We start from the raw sequence: 15,487 nt of genomic DNA, 5'->3' as shown, positions 1-15,487 counted from the left end.
ACCTGTGCTATCTTCTTATCCGGATAATCCAGCTTCCCACTCTTACGTATCCCATTAACCGTCATATGCACAATATTCATCTGGTCGGTGTACAGGTTGCGCAATAGCGTAATCTCGGCATCTATCTTTTTTGGGATGGGTGTTTTGTCTGATTCAAAATAAACGTTCACCGCTTCCTTATCTAACTCAAAACCTATGTAATTAAATCCTAAGGCGGCGGCGGTAGTTTTTATGTGGACGTTTTGTGCCATGTAGTTCTTTACCAGCACATCCATCGCTGCGTGCATGTCAGCTTTTACCAGGTCGGTTTTAGTATGGTTTTGTTTGGCGGGGCTGCTTCAAAATCGTCGGTAAAAATGGTGCAGGTAACTTCCAGCTTACCCTCTTTGGCATTGTAGTTAATATCGGTTGTACTTACATGCAGCGGGTGCGGCGCGGGTTTGTTAGGCCATAAAATATTCATCAGCATAAAAAAACCTAATACCGTATTACAAAAAGCAGGAGCCATAGCGCTATAAAATAAAAACGTGCTAAATTTAACGCTTTCAACGCGCAATTCTTATTTATGACTGATTTTGCTTTCTATTTCGGCCCGGGCTGGCACCATATCATCAGTGCCGACGCGTTGGATCACCAGTTATTTATAATCGCGTTAGCTGCTGTTTATACTTTTGGCGATATTAAAAAGGTGCTGATATTAGTTACCGCGTTTACCATCGGACATTCGCTAACTCTGGCTTTAAGTGTGTTGGATATCATCCGTTTCTCAAGTAAATGGGTGGAGTTTCTGATCCCCTGCACCATTTTTATTACGGCGCTTAATAACATTATCCAGATAGATAAAAAAGGCGCAAGCGCGCGCATAAATTATTATCTCGCTTTATTTTTTGGGTTGATACACGGGATGGGGTTTGCCAACGCGGTGCGCATTATGTTGGCTAAAGATCAATCTATAGGCATGGGCCTTTTTGGCTTTAATGTGGGATTAGAGGTTGGGCAGATAGTTGTTGTAGCCATAATTTTAGTATTCGCCTATATTTTTCTATCTTTCGGCAAGATAGCGCGCAGGGACTGGATCTATTTTTTATCCGCAGGAGTTTTTGCATTAGCTATTAAAATGGCAATTGAAAGATTGCCGCTTTAACTTTAAACTGATCTTATTATACATTAAATACCATCATAACAAGTATGAAACTACTTTTTACGGGCCTTTTATTAGCCACAACTACGTTGGCATTTGCACAGGATATCCAAAATAATCCGGGTAGTAACCATGGCAACAAGTTTGAGCAATTAGGCACCATTTTAACTACGCCTAACGAGCAGCGTACCGCCAGCGGCGCACCCGGCAACAAGTACTGGCAGCAACGTGCCGACTACAACATTAAGTGCGAGCTTGATGAAAAAGCCCTTAAACTTACCGGCAGCGAAACCATCACCTATTTCAACAACTCGCCCGACCCGCTTACCTACATCTGGCTACAGTTGGATGAGAACGAGCATAGCAACAAAAACAACGCGGGTTATCCCAACAGCAGCCTGATGCCTAAAGGCAATTTTGTGGCTACACTTGATTTTGCAGAAAGTAATAACAACGCGTCGCCTGATAACGGCTATGGCGATAAGATCACCAAAATAACCGATGCTTTAGGCAAGAACCTGAAATACACCATCAACAAAACCATGATGCGGGTTGAGTTGCCTGCTACTTTAAAGCCGGGCCAGCAGTTTGTATTCAATGTTAACTGGACCTACAAGATCCCCGATCGTTTGGCTTATGCCGGCAGTCGCGGTGGATATGAATATTTCCCGGCAGATGGCAATTACCTGTTTACCATGGCGCAGTGGTACCCGCGCTTATGTGTTTACAGCGATTTCCGGGGATGGCAGAACCACCAGTTTACCGGCACCGGCGAATTTGCGCTGACCTTCGGTAACTTTAAAGTACAGATAACTGTTCCGGCCGATCACGCGGTTGGCGGCACTGGCGAATGCATCAATTATTCGGCGGTGTTAAGCCCTGAAAGAATGGCCCGTTATCAAAAGGCAGCAACATCAACCGTCCCTGTTGAAATAGTGACTTTAGCTGAAGCTAAAAAGCTGAAGCTGCACCATCATCAGCCAAAAAACCCGGGTGTTCCAGGCTAATAACGTACGCGACTTTGCCCGGACATCTTCCCGCAAATTTGTTTGGGATGCCATGGGCCAGGGATATTGAAACCAAAAAAGTAATGTGTATGAGCTTTTTCAGTAAAGAATCATACGCGTTATGGAGCAGATATTCAACCCGCGTTATCGCGCATACTATAAAAAGCTATTCGCATTTTACGTTCCCTTACCCTTACCCGGTTGCGCAAAGTGTGGAAGCATCAAACGGTATGGAGTACCCGATGATATGCTTTAATAACGGCCGTACCGATAAGGATGGCAACTATAGCGAAACAGTTAAAAACGGCATGATAGGCGTTATTATCCACGAGGTTGGGCATAACTTCTTCCCGATGATCGTAAACAGCGATGAGCGCCAGTGGACCTGGATGGACGAGGGTTTAAACTCTTTTGTACAGATGTTGACGGAAGGTTTATGGGATAATAAGTTCCCGTCGAAAAGAGGCCCCGCTTACCTGATTGCCGATTACATGAAACTGCCAAAGAACGAGCTGGAACCGGTAATGACCAATTCTGAAAACATTGTTCGGTTCGGCCCAAATGCCTACGCTAAACCGGCAACCGCGTTAAACATATTGCGCGAAACCGTTATGGGCCGCGAGCTATTCGATTATTCATTTAAAGAATATGCAAAACGCTGGGCCTTTAAACACCCTACCCCGGCCGACTTCTTCCGCACCATGGAAGATGCCAGCGGCGAGGACCTGGACTGGTTTTGGAGAGGCTGGTTTTATGGCACCGACCCGGTAGACATTTCGATAGATTCGGTAAGCGCGGCTAAAGCTGATATTAATGGAAAGCCGGTATTTGCACGTACGCCGCTTGCCACCCAACTTAACGATCCTAACAAGCCTGAGCCACCCGCGCTTCTACCTTTTGAGGATATATCGAAGGTAAGGAACAGGGAGGAGAAAGTTGTGTTCCAGACGGATAAGGATGTTGCTACGCAGGACTTTTACTGGAAGTACGACCGTGGTTTGGTTACTGTTGATAATGACAAGTTTGCAGTGATGCTGAAAAACCAGCCTGCGGCTGGTGTGGTAACAGAGCCATTAACCGATGCAGAAGCAGCGAAGTATGCAGGTAAATACTTTTACATGGTAAGCTTTGGCAACAAAGGCGGACTGGTGATGCCGATCATCGTGGAGTTTACCTTTACCGACGGCACCAAAATGATAGACCGCATACCCGCGCAGATCTGGAGGTTAAATGAGCAAAAGGCGTCGAAGTTTTACATGCATGATAAGGAAGTAGCCTCAATCAGGCTTGACCCAATGCGCGAAACCGGGGATATAGACGAAAGCAATAACTACTGGGGCAAAATGCCCAAGCCATCAAAATTTGCCATATTTAAGCAAAAGGCAGGCACTGCTCCGGCAGGCCGCGGCCAAACTTCAGGTATTACGCCGATGCAGGTGGGTAATAAATAAAAATCTTTACAAACAGAAAAGCCCTTGAGTGATCAAGGGCTTTTCTGTTACTTAGCCAAAGCGGCGGGCCGTGCGATTCCCCTCTTGAGAGGGGTGGAGGGGTGTGTCCTTTAGCACGTTTAACACACCCCTGCAGCCGCACTATCTTTCGCTCCCCCTCTCAAGAGGGGAATTTGCTTTGCGTATTACTTAGTATTCCACTTAAACTTACTAATACCAATGCCTGCGAATACAATGATGTAGCCTATTGATACTAATACCGCTATGGTGGTATCGTTAACCCATTTTTCTGGCTGCATGCTGGCTGCAAGCATTATTTTAACAGAACCATATGGCGAGAAGTGTACCACTCTCTTCAATTTCTCATTTTGTATCATTAATTCGCCAACCATCCCCACCATAATGAATATAAAATAAGTAATCCTCGTTACAGCATTAATAGTTTCGAAATTTTTGATCAGGCCCACTATAAGTTGGCCCAGGCTAAGATAAACTGCGCCCCCAAGTATGGCTATAAAAAAGGTAACCACATAGCCTGATGGTGAAAGCATAACCCCATCATATTGATAGCCCACAATAAACACAAACAGCGTTAATACAATGATCATCATTAATTGTATAGCAATGCGGCTGGTCATGATAACCCGTGTTGGTACAGGGGCAACGCGCAGGCGCTGAAAGATGCCTTTGTCCCTGTCCTTAGCTACAGAAAGCGTGTAACCCATTAAACCAATAGCAATAAGGCCAATGGCGATGGCGGTAGCTAAAACAGTAGGGCCGCCAATGTGCTTAATAAGGCCTTTCCGGGTAAATAATACGATCATTGGCACAAACAATGAGATCACTGCCGACCGGCGATTACTTAGTAATACAGCCAGGTCGGCCTTAAATAGCGTTGCCAATACGGTTGACGTTTTTGGTATAGTTGTTTCCATAATATTATTCTCTTACAGCTTTGCCGGTTAAGGCGATAAATACATCTTCTAAAGTTACTTTGCCACGGCGGGATACCGCTATTACTTCGGGGTCGTTTTTGTGCTTGTCTATCAGCGCTTGCGGGGTGTCAACAGCAATAACCCGCCCATGATCGATAATAGCTATACGGTCGCAGATGGCTTCAGCCTCTTCCATGGAGTGTGTGGTTAACAGTACCGCGTGCCCTTTTTCGCGAAAAGCCTCGATACGCTCCCATAACTGGCGGCGCGATTGCGGGTCGAGGCCCGTTGTGGGCTCGTCTAACAGCACCAATTTAGGGTTATGGATAGTTGATATCACCAACGATACCCGTTGCTGCTGGCCGCCTGAAAGCTGCCCGAATTTCTTACGACCATGTTCTTCAAGGCTGATCTCTTTTAACACTTCTTTGATCTTGTCCTTGCTCATTGGCACACCATAGATGCCGGAGAACAGCTGCAGGATCTGGGTAACGTTCAGCTCGGGCTGGAAACTGGTTGATTGCAACTGTACACCCATTGATGCCTTGGCATGTAACGGCTTTTGCTGCACATCCTGCCCATCGACAATGATGGTACCTGTTTTGTACTTTAATAAACCTTCGATAGAGCTTAGCGTGCTTGTTTTACCAGCGCCGTTAGGGCCAAGCAGGCCAAATATTTCGCCATGTAAAACGTTAAAGCCTACATCTTTTACAGCAACAAAGTCGCCATAACTAACGCCAAGGCCCTCGACACTTAAAATGTACTTATCCTGTTCAATACTCATATTTGTTTAATTTGTTGATTAGATACGGGCAAACCGATTTTATTACAAGATAGATAAACTAAATCATAAAAAAGCCCCTGCAAAGTTGGGCTTTACAAGGGCTGTCTTATTTAAAGATTTGAATTAAAACTCAAACCATAACGTATTGCTCACCGGTGTTCCATCAGCATGCGCCTTCTGGCTTTGCGGGCCCATCTTGTTGCTCGCCCGGAACTTGGTACCAATAGCGCTTATGGCGTTCAGGAAACCAATATTACCGGCAGGGAACGCCGGCTGTACGTTTTTAACCAGATCTTTCTCTACAGCAGGTTTATACATCTGTAGGTACATGTTTTTATTATCCATATAAACCGTAAATGGCGACTCTTTATTTTCTATCACCGCCCAGTTAACTTCGCCGTGATAACCTTTAAATTCAGGGTAGCCCCAATCCTGACCGGTTATGGTGTTGTTATAGGCCTTGTGCCAAACCCCAAATTGCTGCCCCGGCAAACGGTTTTGCCACACGCGGTACGGTCCGCGGCCCAGCCACTTCATGCCGGTTACTTTTTCTTCGGGGTAATTAAAGGTGATACCTAAGTAGTCGAAGTCGCCGGTTTGCGTGTAGGTGTAATCCAGCTTAACCCGCTTGCCCGGTGCAAAGGTCCATTTTACATGTAAGGTAGCTTCACCACGGTAATCAGCCTCAACTACAAACGCTTTGCCTTCGGCATTGTATGTGAATGATTTTAAAGTAGTGTTAACTCCTGCCAGTACCGGGCCGCCTGATAGGGAGATCTCTTTACCGCCTTTAACTACTTTTTCAATATAGCCTGTGGTCTTGTCAAAATAGTAAGTTTTGCCATCGCTTTTAACCACAAGTTCGTTATCAGTAAGCTGCCCTTTTATAGCAACATTGCTACCGGCAACCGGCGCTTTGGCAACAGCAGCAGGCGCTTTAATGGCCCAGCTCCGGGTAAATAGCTCTTCGCCATGCGTACCGTAAGCGGTTAAGTAAAGCGCATCGCTTGTTGCCCAGTTTGCAGGCAGGTGCAGGTTAAGTGTGCCTTTCTGGCCCGGTTGTAGTTCCAACGGTAACGGTACACCTGTAGCAGTAGCAATTGCTTTTGTTGTTTTAGCTGTCGCCGATGGAAGTTTAACCAGCTGCCATTTAAACTTACATTGGCTTAGTTTAGTGAAGGTGTAACGATTCTCTACCGTTATTTTACCATTGAAGGTTTTATCAATTGGTTCAGGGTGAATGTACACCGGCGACCAGATCTCTTTTATCGTATAAAAACTACCCTCCTTTTCGCGGTGCGGACCCGGGATGCCATCGGGTGCGCGGTTGCCTATACCGTCGTAAGTATTGTTTCTATCTGTGCGGATAACATCCTCATCAACCAATGCCCAGATAAATCCACCTGCCGCCTGCGGATGTTTCATCATTTTATCCCAGAAGTCCTCCAACCCCGCGCCTGCACCGCCATCGTAAAGACCGTGCATAAACTCGGTAGGCATAAAAATGTCTTTGGCTGCCGTTGCTTTAACAATGCCGTTATAATCAGGATAATGGTGCGTATCTACGCCGTTAAAGTTTGACCACGGGTGCAGCACTGTCCGTTTCTGCGGATCATATAAAGCATAATCATTATCCAACTGGAAATTAAAGCCGCCCTCGTTACCATTATCCCAAAACAGGATAGATGGATGGTTAACATCACGTACCACCATTTCTTTAACCAGTTTATGGCCCACTAAAGTATCATACTTATGCTGCCAGCCGGTCAGTTCATCAATACATAAACGCCTAACGAATCGCATACATCCAAAAAATCTGGTCGGGCGGGTAATGCGACATTCGCACCGCGTTGTTATTCATTTCCTTCATGGCTTTAACGTCCATCAGGTGTACCTTATGGCTTAGCGTACGGCCCGTTTCCGGCCAGAAGCTATGGCGGCAGGTGCCTTTCAATATCTCTTTGACACCATTAACATATAAACCATCCTGCGGGCGAACCTCAACCGTGCGGAACCCGAATTTTTGTTTAATTTGATGACCCGCCCCTTGCTTACCCTTTAGGGTAACTACCACCGGTACAGGTTAGGATATTCGGCACTCCATAAGGCTGGCTTGGTAAAATTGCTTGTCAGTGTCGAACGATCTGCCGAGGTATTGGCCGCCACTGTAAAAGGTTTACCTACATTCTGACCGTTTAGTTTTTGCACTGGCCCTCAATGATATCACCATCTTTTAAATTTTTAGCATAAACATCTAACTGGAACGAGCCATCGGCCTTGGCGTTAACAGCCGTATGATCAATATAAGTTTCAGGGACAACCTCTAAATAAACCGGGCGATAAATGCCACCGAACACCCAGAAATCGCTATAGTTACGTTCAGCATCATTAACCCCGGCATTGGCCGACATCTTATCAACCGTAACCTCTAAAAGGTTTTGCGCGTTGAATTTTACAAGGTCGGTAATGTCATATTTAAAACGGTAAAAACTACCCTGATGGATAGGGCCCGCTGATTTACCATTGATCGTAACTTTGGTATCGGTCATGGAGCCTTCAAAGACAATGAAAATCCTTTTACCGGTCCACGCACCTACAGCAAACTCGTGCTTGTACATCCCGGTTTCGTGGGCCTTGTTTTTATCGCCGCCATAATTGTACGCACCAAAGCCTTGCAGTTCCCAACACGAGGGTACAGCAATTTTAGTCCACTTGCCGCTTAACCGGCCATCAGTACAAAAAAAGTCCCACTGTACGGTATGATCTTTATCGGTACCTGATAAATATTTAATGATTGTTGATTGCGCGAATGACGTTAGCGTAATAAATAGCCCGAGGGTGGCTAAGCAGTACTTCTTCATAAATTAAGTTGGTTTAACTACCGCTAAGCTAACAATACTGACGCGTATTAACAGCAGTAAACTACGCCATCGATTGCGTAATAAACATGTTGCACAAAGCCATTATTTAAAAAACGACGGGTTTTTATAAGCGGGCTTTTGTACCTGCAGCTTTAATTTTTTAAAACTCTCCACCGGGCCGTCAGACAGGAACATGTTAATGAGCCAGGGCAGGCGCACCGCCATCAGGCTCAACTTCAAGGTAATAGGCTATGCTGGTTTGGTTGTTACCAACAGGCGTCATCACCCATTTACCTATTGATTTTTTAGGCGTGTAATACCATCCTTATTAGGTACTAAGCCGGATACTGAAGGTGCATCAACCGTAATTACTTTGGTATCCGGGTTTTGAGTGGCGGTGACATGTGCCGTAAAATCTCGGTTTTGGGCCGGCCAGGGCATAGCTATTTCGGCATAATAAAACAGATCAGTAGGTGATGTTTGCTTAACCAGTGTGGTTAATTTGGTTTTATACGCCCAATCAGGATAGTTTTTATATCCAGCAAAACAGCTGCAGTTTGTGCCGGAGTAGCGTTAAAGGTACATTCAACCTTAATAGGTTTTACCTTTAAGGATGATTTGGTATTGGTATAAACCTTTATCCCCCGGGTCTGGGTTTTAAATTGCCATTCGTCCCGGGCAATGGCAGCCCGGGTTATTAGTAGCAGGAAGATAAATATTTTTAGTTTCATAGTAGTGTTGCCTAAATCCCTCTCTAAAGAGGAACTTCTATGCAAAGCGTTTAATTTTCTAATCTTAATTTTTAAAAACCCTCTCTTTTGAGACGGACTTTGATTCAAACCGTTTAATTATAATCTTAATTTCTTAAAAGTCTCCCTCCTTTGGAGAGGGGTTGGGGGTGAGGCTAAGGGCTAAAGCCCTGCCAGCCACTTACCAACAACCGGCACCTTACTTAATAACCACACCAGCAATAACGTCAAAATAAAACATATAATTGCCGTTACCGGGATACTTATTATCGGTGTACATAATTTAAAGCTGATACCAAACGGATCATCCGGAAATAAAGCACCAACGCATGGCTTAAATAGATGCCGAAGTTATACTCGCAGGCAAAGTTTTTGGCCTTTAGCAGTACTGGTGGTAGTGTCAGTTTTGTAAATCGGCCTAATAAAAAAACGCTTGATGCTAATAACACTATCGCGGGGCCAAGCGGCTCATATAGTAACGTAATTAGTGTGGTGTATTTGTAAAGCAAGTAAGTTCCCACAAATATCAGCGCTAATACAGCCAGAACAAAAACCACATCCATCTAACCAAACCTTTGCTATAGTTTATGTTAAAAGTAAGGTAATGCCCCAGCACCGGGTAGCCGGCGTAGCCTGCAAAATAATGCAGGTCGACCTGTGGGTTAAAGCGCGTAATTATGGGCTGACCGATAAACATCACAATCAGCCACATCACCAAAAAATATGCTATCTCGCGTTTAGTGGCGTTACGTACAAACTTGCTGATTATGGGGATAAAAAGTAAAGCCCTATCAGCATATAAACATACCAGAGATGGTATGAGCTACCATATTTTAACTCGTGCAGTACTTTTTTATGTTAGTCCGGGCATCTCCATCAAAAACCAATACTTCTATATACCACGAGTACCATACATACACCAGGCTCCAGAATAAAAACGGCACCACTACCCTGCTTAAACGTTTTTTAAGGAAGGCGCTCAGCTCGTAATCGCGGTGCAGGGTGAGTGCGCCTGTTATCATAACAAAAACTGGCACTGCAAAGCGTACCAGCGCGTTGTAAAAATCGGCAGTGAGCCAAAGTTGTGACTGGCACGTGCCCAAATTGCTCTAACGGGATTGCTGCTACGTGTAACACAATTACCGCGAACAGGGCGATAAGCCTCAGGCTGTTTATCCAATCAAGATTATGGCTTTTTGCGATGGTCATTACTACGCTAAAAGTAGCACATTTATACTAAAAACCAGTTACGTTAAATATGTACACAACTAATATAAACTTAACAGTGCCTTAACAGACGGGCCTTACTTTTGTGGTGTTATTCATTTGAGGTATTACCAAATCGTTCTTTTTTCATTGAACTAATAAGATCAGTTAATAGTAAAGAGCGCGTGCATGCGCTCTTTATTTATTTAAAACCATTTCGTCGCCAATTTATTTATCCATTATCATGAAGATATTATATGCCATACAAGGAACCGGGAACGGCCACCTAAGCCGGTCGATGGATATTGTCCCCTTGCTTAAAAAAATGGGCGACGTTGATGTGCTGGTAAGTGGTACGCAAGGTGATTTAAACCTGCCGTTTCCCGTTAAATATAAGCTCCATGGCTTTGGTTTTATATTCGGTAAGTCGGGCGGGGTTGATTTGTGGGCATCGTTTTTTAAATCGCGCTTCCGCAAGTTTATTAAAGAGATAAAGGCCCTTCCTATTGATAAATACGACCTGGTTATTAACGACTTTGAGCCGGTATCTGCCGGGCATGTTATATAAAAAACAAGCCTTGTATTGGTTTGAGCCACCAGGCCGCGGTATTGCATGATAAGGCCCCGTTGCCAAATGAAAACGATATGATAGGCCGGCTGATACTAAAAATTATGCCCCGGTTACCGCGCAATTTGGCTTCCATTTTAAAAGCTTTGATAAAAATATATTCACCCCGGTTATACGCCAGCAGGTGCGCGAACAGGAAATAAGCAACAAGGGGCATTATACCGTGTATCTGCCGGCGTATGACGACAAACGTCTAATAAAGCGCTTGTCTGAGTTTAAGGATGTAGAGTGGGATGTCTTCTCCAAACATAATAAAAAGGTATTCAAACACAAAAACGTAGCTATACAGCCTATTGATAATAAAGCCTTTGTTAAAAGTATGGCAACAAGTGCTGGCGTATTGTGCGGTGGCGGGTTTGAAACCCCGGCCGAGGCCTTGTTCCTGAAGAAAAAGCTTTTGGTGATACCGATGAAAAACCAATACGAGCAGCAGCTTAACGCCGCCATGTTAAAAGATATGGGTGTGCCGGTTATAAAAAGCCTTAAACCCAAACACGACGAAAAGATACTGGATTGGCTAAACAACGGCCAGGGTTATTAAAGTAAACTACCCGGATAATACCCAAAAAGTACTTGATCTGCTATTTGAGCAATATGCCGAGACAAGCTATTTTACCGATACGTTGGTAGCGCAGTAAAACGCAATTTTCCATTGCGAGGAACGAAGCAACCGCGAATATTATCCGCATTGCATCCTTGCGATTGCCACGCTACGCTCGCAATGACAGAATGCTTTCCTACTTTAATAATACCCTCGTTGCGCCAAAGCCAAATTTCTCTTTTGCGCATCCATAAAAGTTTGCACTTTTAAGTTTTTACCCAAAGCTTTATGCAGCTCGTTACGCAGCGTTCCGTTGCCTACACCGTGTATAAAAACTATATCGGTTAAATGGTGCACAATTGCAGCGTCCAGCGCTTTATTAAAATAATCCATTTGGATCTTCAATATTTCGGAGCTGTTTATAAACTGGTAATCATCCCGCAGCTTTTCAATATGCAGGTCTACCTCGCGGGCAGGTTTGGCAACTTCCACCTTTTCATCAGCTGACTTAAAGAAGCTTTCCTTTAGTTTGCCGGCGTCTATTACAAAATCAGGCTCATCCAGCTGTATCAGCCAACCCTGTTGGTTAAGCACCGGCAAATTTTTCTTGCTCCCTGCAAAATCCTTGGCTTTAAACTTCTCGCTTATAATTAATGGCGATGGCGCTTCAAAATTCTGCGTGGTGTAATACAGTATATTCAGTACAAGTTTTGGCCATAGTTGTAGATCAGCCAGCTGGGCCGAATATATTTTTATGGCTGAGTGCGGTGCAACTATCCCGGCGTGCTCGCCTTTAAATACCTGTTTCTCGGTTGTCAGCGTAATTAATAGTTGAAACGAAGTATCATTTATCAAATTAAAATGCACTACCGAGTTTGCTTTTGCATCGGGCAGCACACCTAAATAAACGCCTTTGGTTTTAAACTCGCCCTGCGGGGTTTGAGGTTCGTTTGTATCCGTTGTAATTTCAGTTCCGGGCGCTTTATAGCCGTGTACCAGTGTAACCTTGCGGGCCAGTACCGGTATTTCAAAATCATCTTCAGTGGTTACACCTATCATCTCCTCATCAATAATGCGGGTAATGTGGCCCTCCATTTTCTCGTCAACAAACCTTACAAAGTCGCCTAATTTATATTTCATATGTGGTATTAATTAGGCAAAGCTACCTTATATAATATCATTACAGCAAACATTTAGTTTTAATTATTGTATTAGTGGTATTATTAAATTGTGACTTGAACCCTTTAATTTATCGCAATAGTATCATGAGTATCATTAAACCACAACCCCTTGACAAACAATTACAATACAAGGTATTTGTACATAATCTAAATCGCATCTTCTTTGCCAAAACTTACCTGGATAAAAAAATGCCAAGCTTAATTGCTATGGCCTCATTTAAAGGGCTTCAATTAGGGATAGGCGAATTTTGGGAGGATGTAAAAAAACAGATAGCCCGGATGGAAATGATTTACAAGATAATTGGTGAGTCACCTTCTGATAAAAACTGCAACCCTCTTAAAGCTATAATTAAGGACGAGTTTTGCTTAGATCAAAAACACGAGCTTGCCATTTTAAACGACATGGACCTGATCATGTACATGCAAATGTTAGAGCATATTAACATAGCCTGCTTTGGCTTACTTAAAACTATTGCCGGGCAACTTAACTATACCGAAATAGAACAATTGCTGAAAGAGTGCTTTGATGAATGCGTGGATAACGATGAGCTGTTTGTACTTATAGCGAAAGAATACGTAGAGTAGTCCGGTACAAATCCTATAAAAAAAATTAAGCCACCTGCATAAAGCAAGTGGCTCGTTATAGCTATTTAATACCCCTATTAAAATAACCTGTGACAAATATAAAGTATAATATATCCGGCAACCAAACAATCTGGCCTACTATTATTAAAAACAGACGAGTTCGTCAGTATTTTAACACTTCCATAACAATTCATCCAGTGAATAATTCAATTTAAACAATTATCCGCTTCAAATAAATCATAGTTTACCAATCCTCATTTTTCATTTTGTGATTTTAGTAGGTGATATATAGCGGTTAAAATCCTATTTTTAGCCCCTCAAACGTATATACGTCTATATGTATAGACACGAGTTTGGATTAACAAAATTATAAATGAAAGTTTTAAAATTTGGTGGGACATCAGTAGGCAGCCCGGAGCGCATGAAAAAGCTCCTGGATATTATTGATGCTTCAGAAAGGCAAATTGTTGTGTTGTCGGCCGTATCGGGCACAACAAATAGTTTGGTAGAGATTGGGCAGGCATATTTAGCGGGCGATAAGCCTAAGGCTGCCTCATTGATCACTGCTTTAAAGGATAAATACGAAACCTTTATACAAGAACTATTTGCCAAACCCGAGTTTTTAGCACAGGGTAAAGAAGTTATCGACTATCATTTTGGTTTGTTAAGCAGCCTGGCTAACGACCTGTTTACTTCTATAGAAGATAAGATCATACTGGCGCAGGGCGAGTTGTTATCAACCACGCTGTACCACGTATATTTAAAAGAAATAGGTGTACCATCTGTTTTATTACCCGCGTTAGAGTTTATGAAAACTGATGAGGATAATGAACCGGATGTTGACCATATCACCACACACCTTACACCGCTATTAGAAGCAGCACGCAACAATAACCTGTTTATCACCCGGGGCTATATCTGCCGTAACGCTTTTGGCGAAATTGATAACCTGCGCCGCGGTGGCAGCGATTATACCGCGTCATTAATTGGTGCCGGTATTCGCAGTGAAGAAGTACAGATCTGGACCGATATTGATGGCATGCACAATAATGATCCGCGGATTGTTAAGGGCACCAAACCTATCGCCCAATTATCATTTGATGAGGCTGCCGAGCTGGCTTATTTTGGCGCCAAGATCCTGCACCCGCAAAGCGTGTTCCCGGCACAGAAGTATAAAATACCGGTGCGTTTATTAAACACTATGGACCCACAGGCCCGCGGTACTTTAATAACCAACGACAGCGAAAAGAACCAGATCAAATCCATCGCCGCTAAGGATGGTATAACTGCCATAAAAATAAACTCGAGCCGCATGTTATTGGCTTATGGTTTTTTACGCCGGGTATTTGAGGTGTTTGAGCGTTATAAGACATCAATTGATATGATTACCACCTCAGAAGTCGCGGTGTCATTAACTATCGATGATACCACGCATCTTGACGAGATCTTAACCGAGCTTAAAGCCTTCGGCGATGTTGAAGTAGATTCAAATCAGACCATTGTTTGTGTTGTAGGCGATTTTGCCACCGATAAACACGGATTTGGCTCGCGCGTTTTAGAGGCTATTAAACACCTGCCTTTACGCATGATATCCTACGGTGGCAGTAACCACAACTTATCAGTTTTAATAAAAACAGAAGATAAAGTGGAAGCTTTAAGGAGTTTGCATAGCAGATTATTTTAATATTTAATTTTGTCATGCTGAGGAACGAAGCATCTGCCGTGCGGCGATTGCATAATCTGCAGATTCTTCGCTATGCTCAGAATGACAAATAAAGAACGATACAATACCATGTTTAACCAGATACCCTTACCAAATTCCACTCAGCCGAAACCCCATTTTATTATTATGATATAGAGGTGCTGCGCCAAACCCTACAGGCTTGCCATGATGCTTCGGCTCAATACAATTTCCATGTGCATTATGCTTTAAAGGCTAACTTTAACCCTAAGGTGCTGGATATGATCCAGTCGTTTGGTTTTGGTGCCGATTGCGTAAGCGGTGGCGAGGTTAAAGCCGCTATAGAACATGGGTTTGGTAAAGAGAAAGTAGTTTTCGCGGGCGTTGGTAAATCAGACAAAGAAATAAACCTGGCTTTGGATGCCGATATCTTTTGCTTTAATGTGGAATCGGTACAGGAACTGCATATCATTAATGAGCTGGCAGCAGCAAAAAACAAAGTAGCCAAAGTAGCTATCCGTATTAATCCAAATGTTGATGCGCATACCCATCATTTTATTACTACCGGTTTAGACGAAAATAAATTCGGCGTTAACACCGGCAATTAACCGATGTGGTTGAGGCCTTACGCGCCAGTAAGAATCTTGAATTTTTAGGGATCCATTTTCATATCGGGTCGCAAATAACAGATATGGAGGTTTACAAAAGCCTTTGCATCCGTATAAATGAAATGG

Annotated in this window: 22 protein-coding genes and 1 pseudogene; 9 read left to right on the top strand and 14 right to left on the bottom strand. The window is 43.5% G+C overall.

What is annotated here, in order from left to right:
- Both HK413_RS13775 and HK413_RS13770 read right to left on the bottom strand, forming a co-directional pair.
- The coding region (locus tag HK413_RS13775; protein WP_217452329.1) for a DUF6702 family protein at positions 1 to 287 on the bottom strand (287 nt) is incomplete at its 3' end.
- An 8-nt stretch (positions 288 to 295) separates the two neighbouring features.
- Positions 296 to 508, bottom strand: coding sequence for a DUF6702 family protein (locus HK413_RS13770; RefSeq protein WP_175270539.1), 213 nt, complete (start codon positions 506 to 508; stop codon positions 296 to 298).
- Positions 509 to 565: 57 nt separating this feature from the next.
- On the opposite strand from HK413_RS13770, the gene HK413_RS13765 reads away from it, so the two are divergent.
- Genes HK413_RS13765 through HK413_RS18660 form a run of 3 tightly spaced genes read left to right on the top strand, consistent with a single transcriptional unit; the run spans position 566 to position 3,599 of the window.
- On the top strand, positions 566 to 1,144 hold the full coding sequence (locus tag HK413_RS13765; protein ID WP_175270538.1) for a HupE/UreJ family protein: 579 nt from the start codon (positions 566 to 568) through the stop codon (positions 1,142 to 1,144).
- A gap of 44 nt (positions 1,145 to 1,188) precedes the next feature.
- On the top strand, positions 1,189 to 2,148 hold the full coding sequence (locus HK413_RS18665) for a gluzincin family metallopeptidase (RefSeq protein WP_246230559.1): 960 nt from the start codon (positions 1,189 to 1,191) through the stop codon (positions 2,146 to 2,148).
- 47 nt (positions 2,149 to 2,195) lie between these two features.
- Complete coding sequence (locus HK413_RS18660; protein ID WP_246230558.1) at positions 2,196 to 3,599, top strand: M1 family aminopeptidase; 1,404 nt, start codon at positions 2,196 to 2,198, stop codon at positions 3,597 to 3,599.
- A gap of 185 nt (positions 3,600 to 3,784) precedes the next feature.
- On the opposite strand, the gene HK413_RS13755 is transcribed toward HK413_RS18660, so the two are convergent.
- The 11 genes from HK413_RS13755 to HK413_RS13700 form a co-directional block, all read right to left on the bottom strand.
- A complete protein-coding gene (locus tag HK413_RS13755; RefSeq protein WP_175270537.1) occupies positions 3,785 to 4,534 on the bottom strand; it encodes an ABC transporter permease in 750 nt (249 codons plus the stop codon).
- A gap of 4 nt (positions 4,535 to 4,538) precedes the next feature.
- Positions 4,539 to 5,321, bottom strand: a complete 783-nt coding sequence (locus tag HK413_RS13750) for an ABC transporter ATP-binding protein (protein ID WP_175270536.1) — start codon at positions 5,319 to 5,321, stop codon at positions 4,539 to 4,541.
- Positions 5,322 to 5,444: 123 nt separating this feature from the next.
- Positions 5,445 to 7,124: a beta-galactosidase small subunit-related protein gene (locus HK413_RS13745; protein WP_175270535.1), complete on the bottom strand. Its 1,680-nt coding sequence runs from the start codon at positions 7,122 to 7,124 to the stop codon at positions 5,445 to 5,447.
- A complete protein-coding gene (locus tag HK413_RS18655) occupies positions 7,111 to 7,395 on the bottom strand; it encodes a glycoside hydrolase family 2 TIM barrel-domain containing protein (protein ID WP_175270534.1) in 285 nt (94 codons plus the stop codon). Before HK413_RS18655 ends, HK413_RS13745 begins: the two co-directional genes overlap by 14 nt.
- Positions 7,396 to 7,516: 121 nt before the next feature.
- Positions 7,517 to 8,182 carry a sugar-binding domain-containing protein gene (locus tag HK413_RS13730; protein ID WP_175270532.1) on the bottom strand — a complete coding sequence of 222 codons (666 nt, stop codon included), beginning with the start codon at positions 8,180 to 8,182 and terminating at the stop codon, positions 7,517 to 7,519.
- Positions 8,183 to 8,284: 102 nt separating this feature from the next.
- Positions 8,285 to 8,422: a hypothetical protein gene (locus tag HK413_RS13725; RefSeq protein WP_175270531.1), complete on the bottom strand. Its 138-nt coding sequence runs from the start codon at positions 8,420 to 8,422 to the stop codon at positions 8,285 to 8,287.
- A 54-nt stretch (positions 8,423 to 8,476) separates the two neighbouring features.
- Entirely contained in the window at positions 8,477 to 8,623 is a 147-nt protein-coding gene (locus HK413_RS13720; protein WP_175270530.1) for an SRPBCC family protein, read from the bottom strand.
- A 56-nt stretch (positions 8,624 to 8,679) separates the two neighbouring features.
- Positions 8,680 to 8,913, bottom strand: coding sequence for an SRPBCC family protein (locus tag HK413_RS13715; RefSeq protein WP_175270529.1), 234 nt, complete (start codon positions 8,911 to 8,913; stop codon positions 8,680 to 8,682).
- A 284-nt stretch (positions 8,914 to 9,197) separates the two neighbouring features.
- Positions 9,198 to 9,452 (bottom strand): hypothetical protein, encoded by a 255-nt coding sequence (locus HK413_RS13710; RefSeq protein WP_175270528.1) that lies wholly within the window; start codon positions 9,450 to 9,452, stop codon positions 9,198 to 9,200.
- A gap of 11 nt (positions 9,453 to 9,463) precedes the next feature.
- The gene (locus HK413_RS13705; RefSeq protein ID WP_175270527.1) at positions 9,464 to 9,646 is read right to left on the bottom strand and encodes a hypothetical protein; all 183 of its coding nucleotides are present in this window, start codon (positions 9,644 to 9,646) and stop codon (positions 9,464 to 9,466) included.
- 118 nt (positions 9,647 to 9,764) lie between these two features.
- Positions 9,765 to 10,034, bottom strand: a complete 270-nt coding sequence (locus HK413_RS13700) for an acyltransferase family protein (protein ID WP_175270526.1) — start codon at positions 10,032 to 10,034, stop codon at positions 9,765 to 9,767.
- Between the two features lie 347 nt (positions 10,035 to 10,381).
- Here HK413_RS13700 and HK413_RS18650 point away from each other — a divergent pair, with 347 nt between their 5' ends.
- Both HK413_RS18650 and HK413_RS18645 read left to right on the top strand, forming a co-directional pair.
- A complete protein-coding gene (locus HK413_RS18650; RefSeq protein WP_246230557.1) occupies positions 10,382 to 10,705 on the top strand; it encodes a glycosyltransferase family protein in 324 nt (107 codons plus the stop codon).
- A 184-nt stretch (positions 10,706 to 10,889) separates the two neighbouring features.
- Positions 10,890 to 11,306 (top strand): glycosyltransferase family protein, encoded by a 417-nt coding sequence (locus HK413_RS18645; protein ID WP_317169612.1) that lies wholly within the window; start codon positions 10,890 to 10,892, stop codon positions 11,304 to 11,306.
- 201 nt (positions 11,307 to 11,507) lie between these two features.
- On the opposite strand, the gene HK413_RS13690 is transcribed toward HK413_RS18645, so the two are convergent.
- On the bottom strand, positions 11,508 to 12,446 hold the full coding sequence (locus tag HK413_RS13690) for a Smr/MutS family protein (protein ID WP_246230556.1): 939 nt from the start codon (positions 12,444 to 12,446) through the stop codon (positions 11,508 to 11,510).
- Positions 12,447 to 12,571: 125 nt separating this feature from the next.
- Between HK413_RS13690 and HK413_RS13685 the strand changes: the two genes are divergently transcribed.
- The 4 genes and pseudogenes from HK413_RS13685 to HK413_RS22440 form a co-directional block, all read left to right on the top strand.
- Positions 12,572 to 13,072: a DUF892 family protein gene (locus tag HK413_RS13685; protein ID WP_175270525.1), complete on the top strand. Its 501-nt coding sequence runs from the start codon at positions 12,572 to 12,574 to the stop codon at positions 13,070 to 13,072.
- 373 nt (positions 13,073 to 13,445) lie between these two features.
- Positions 13,446 to 14,756, top strand: coding sequence for an aspartate kinase (locus HK413_RS13680; protein WP_175270524.1), 1,311 nt, complete (start codon positions 13,446 to 13,448; stop codon positions 14,754 to 14,756).
- 176 nt (positions 14,757 to 14,932) lie between these two features.
- Positions 14,933 to 15,361 carry a type III PLP-dependent enzyme domain-containing protein gene (locus HK413_RS13675; protein WP_394353187.1) on the top strand — a complete coding sequence of 143 codons (429 nt, stop codon included), beginning with the start codon at positions 14,933 to 14,935 and terminating at the stop codon, positions 15,359 to 15,361.
- Positions 15,362 to 15,366: 5 nt separating this feature from the next.
- Positions 15,367 to 15,487 (top strand): annotated as a pseudogene (locus HK413_RS22440) (diaminopimelate decarboxylase); the annotation flags it as partial.

Source organism: Mucilaginibacter humi, assembly GCF_013087555.1.
Note: the sequence above shows the minus strand (reverse complement) of the source record. Positions and strands in the feature narration are given on the sequence as shown.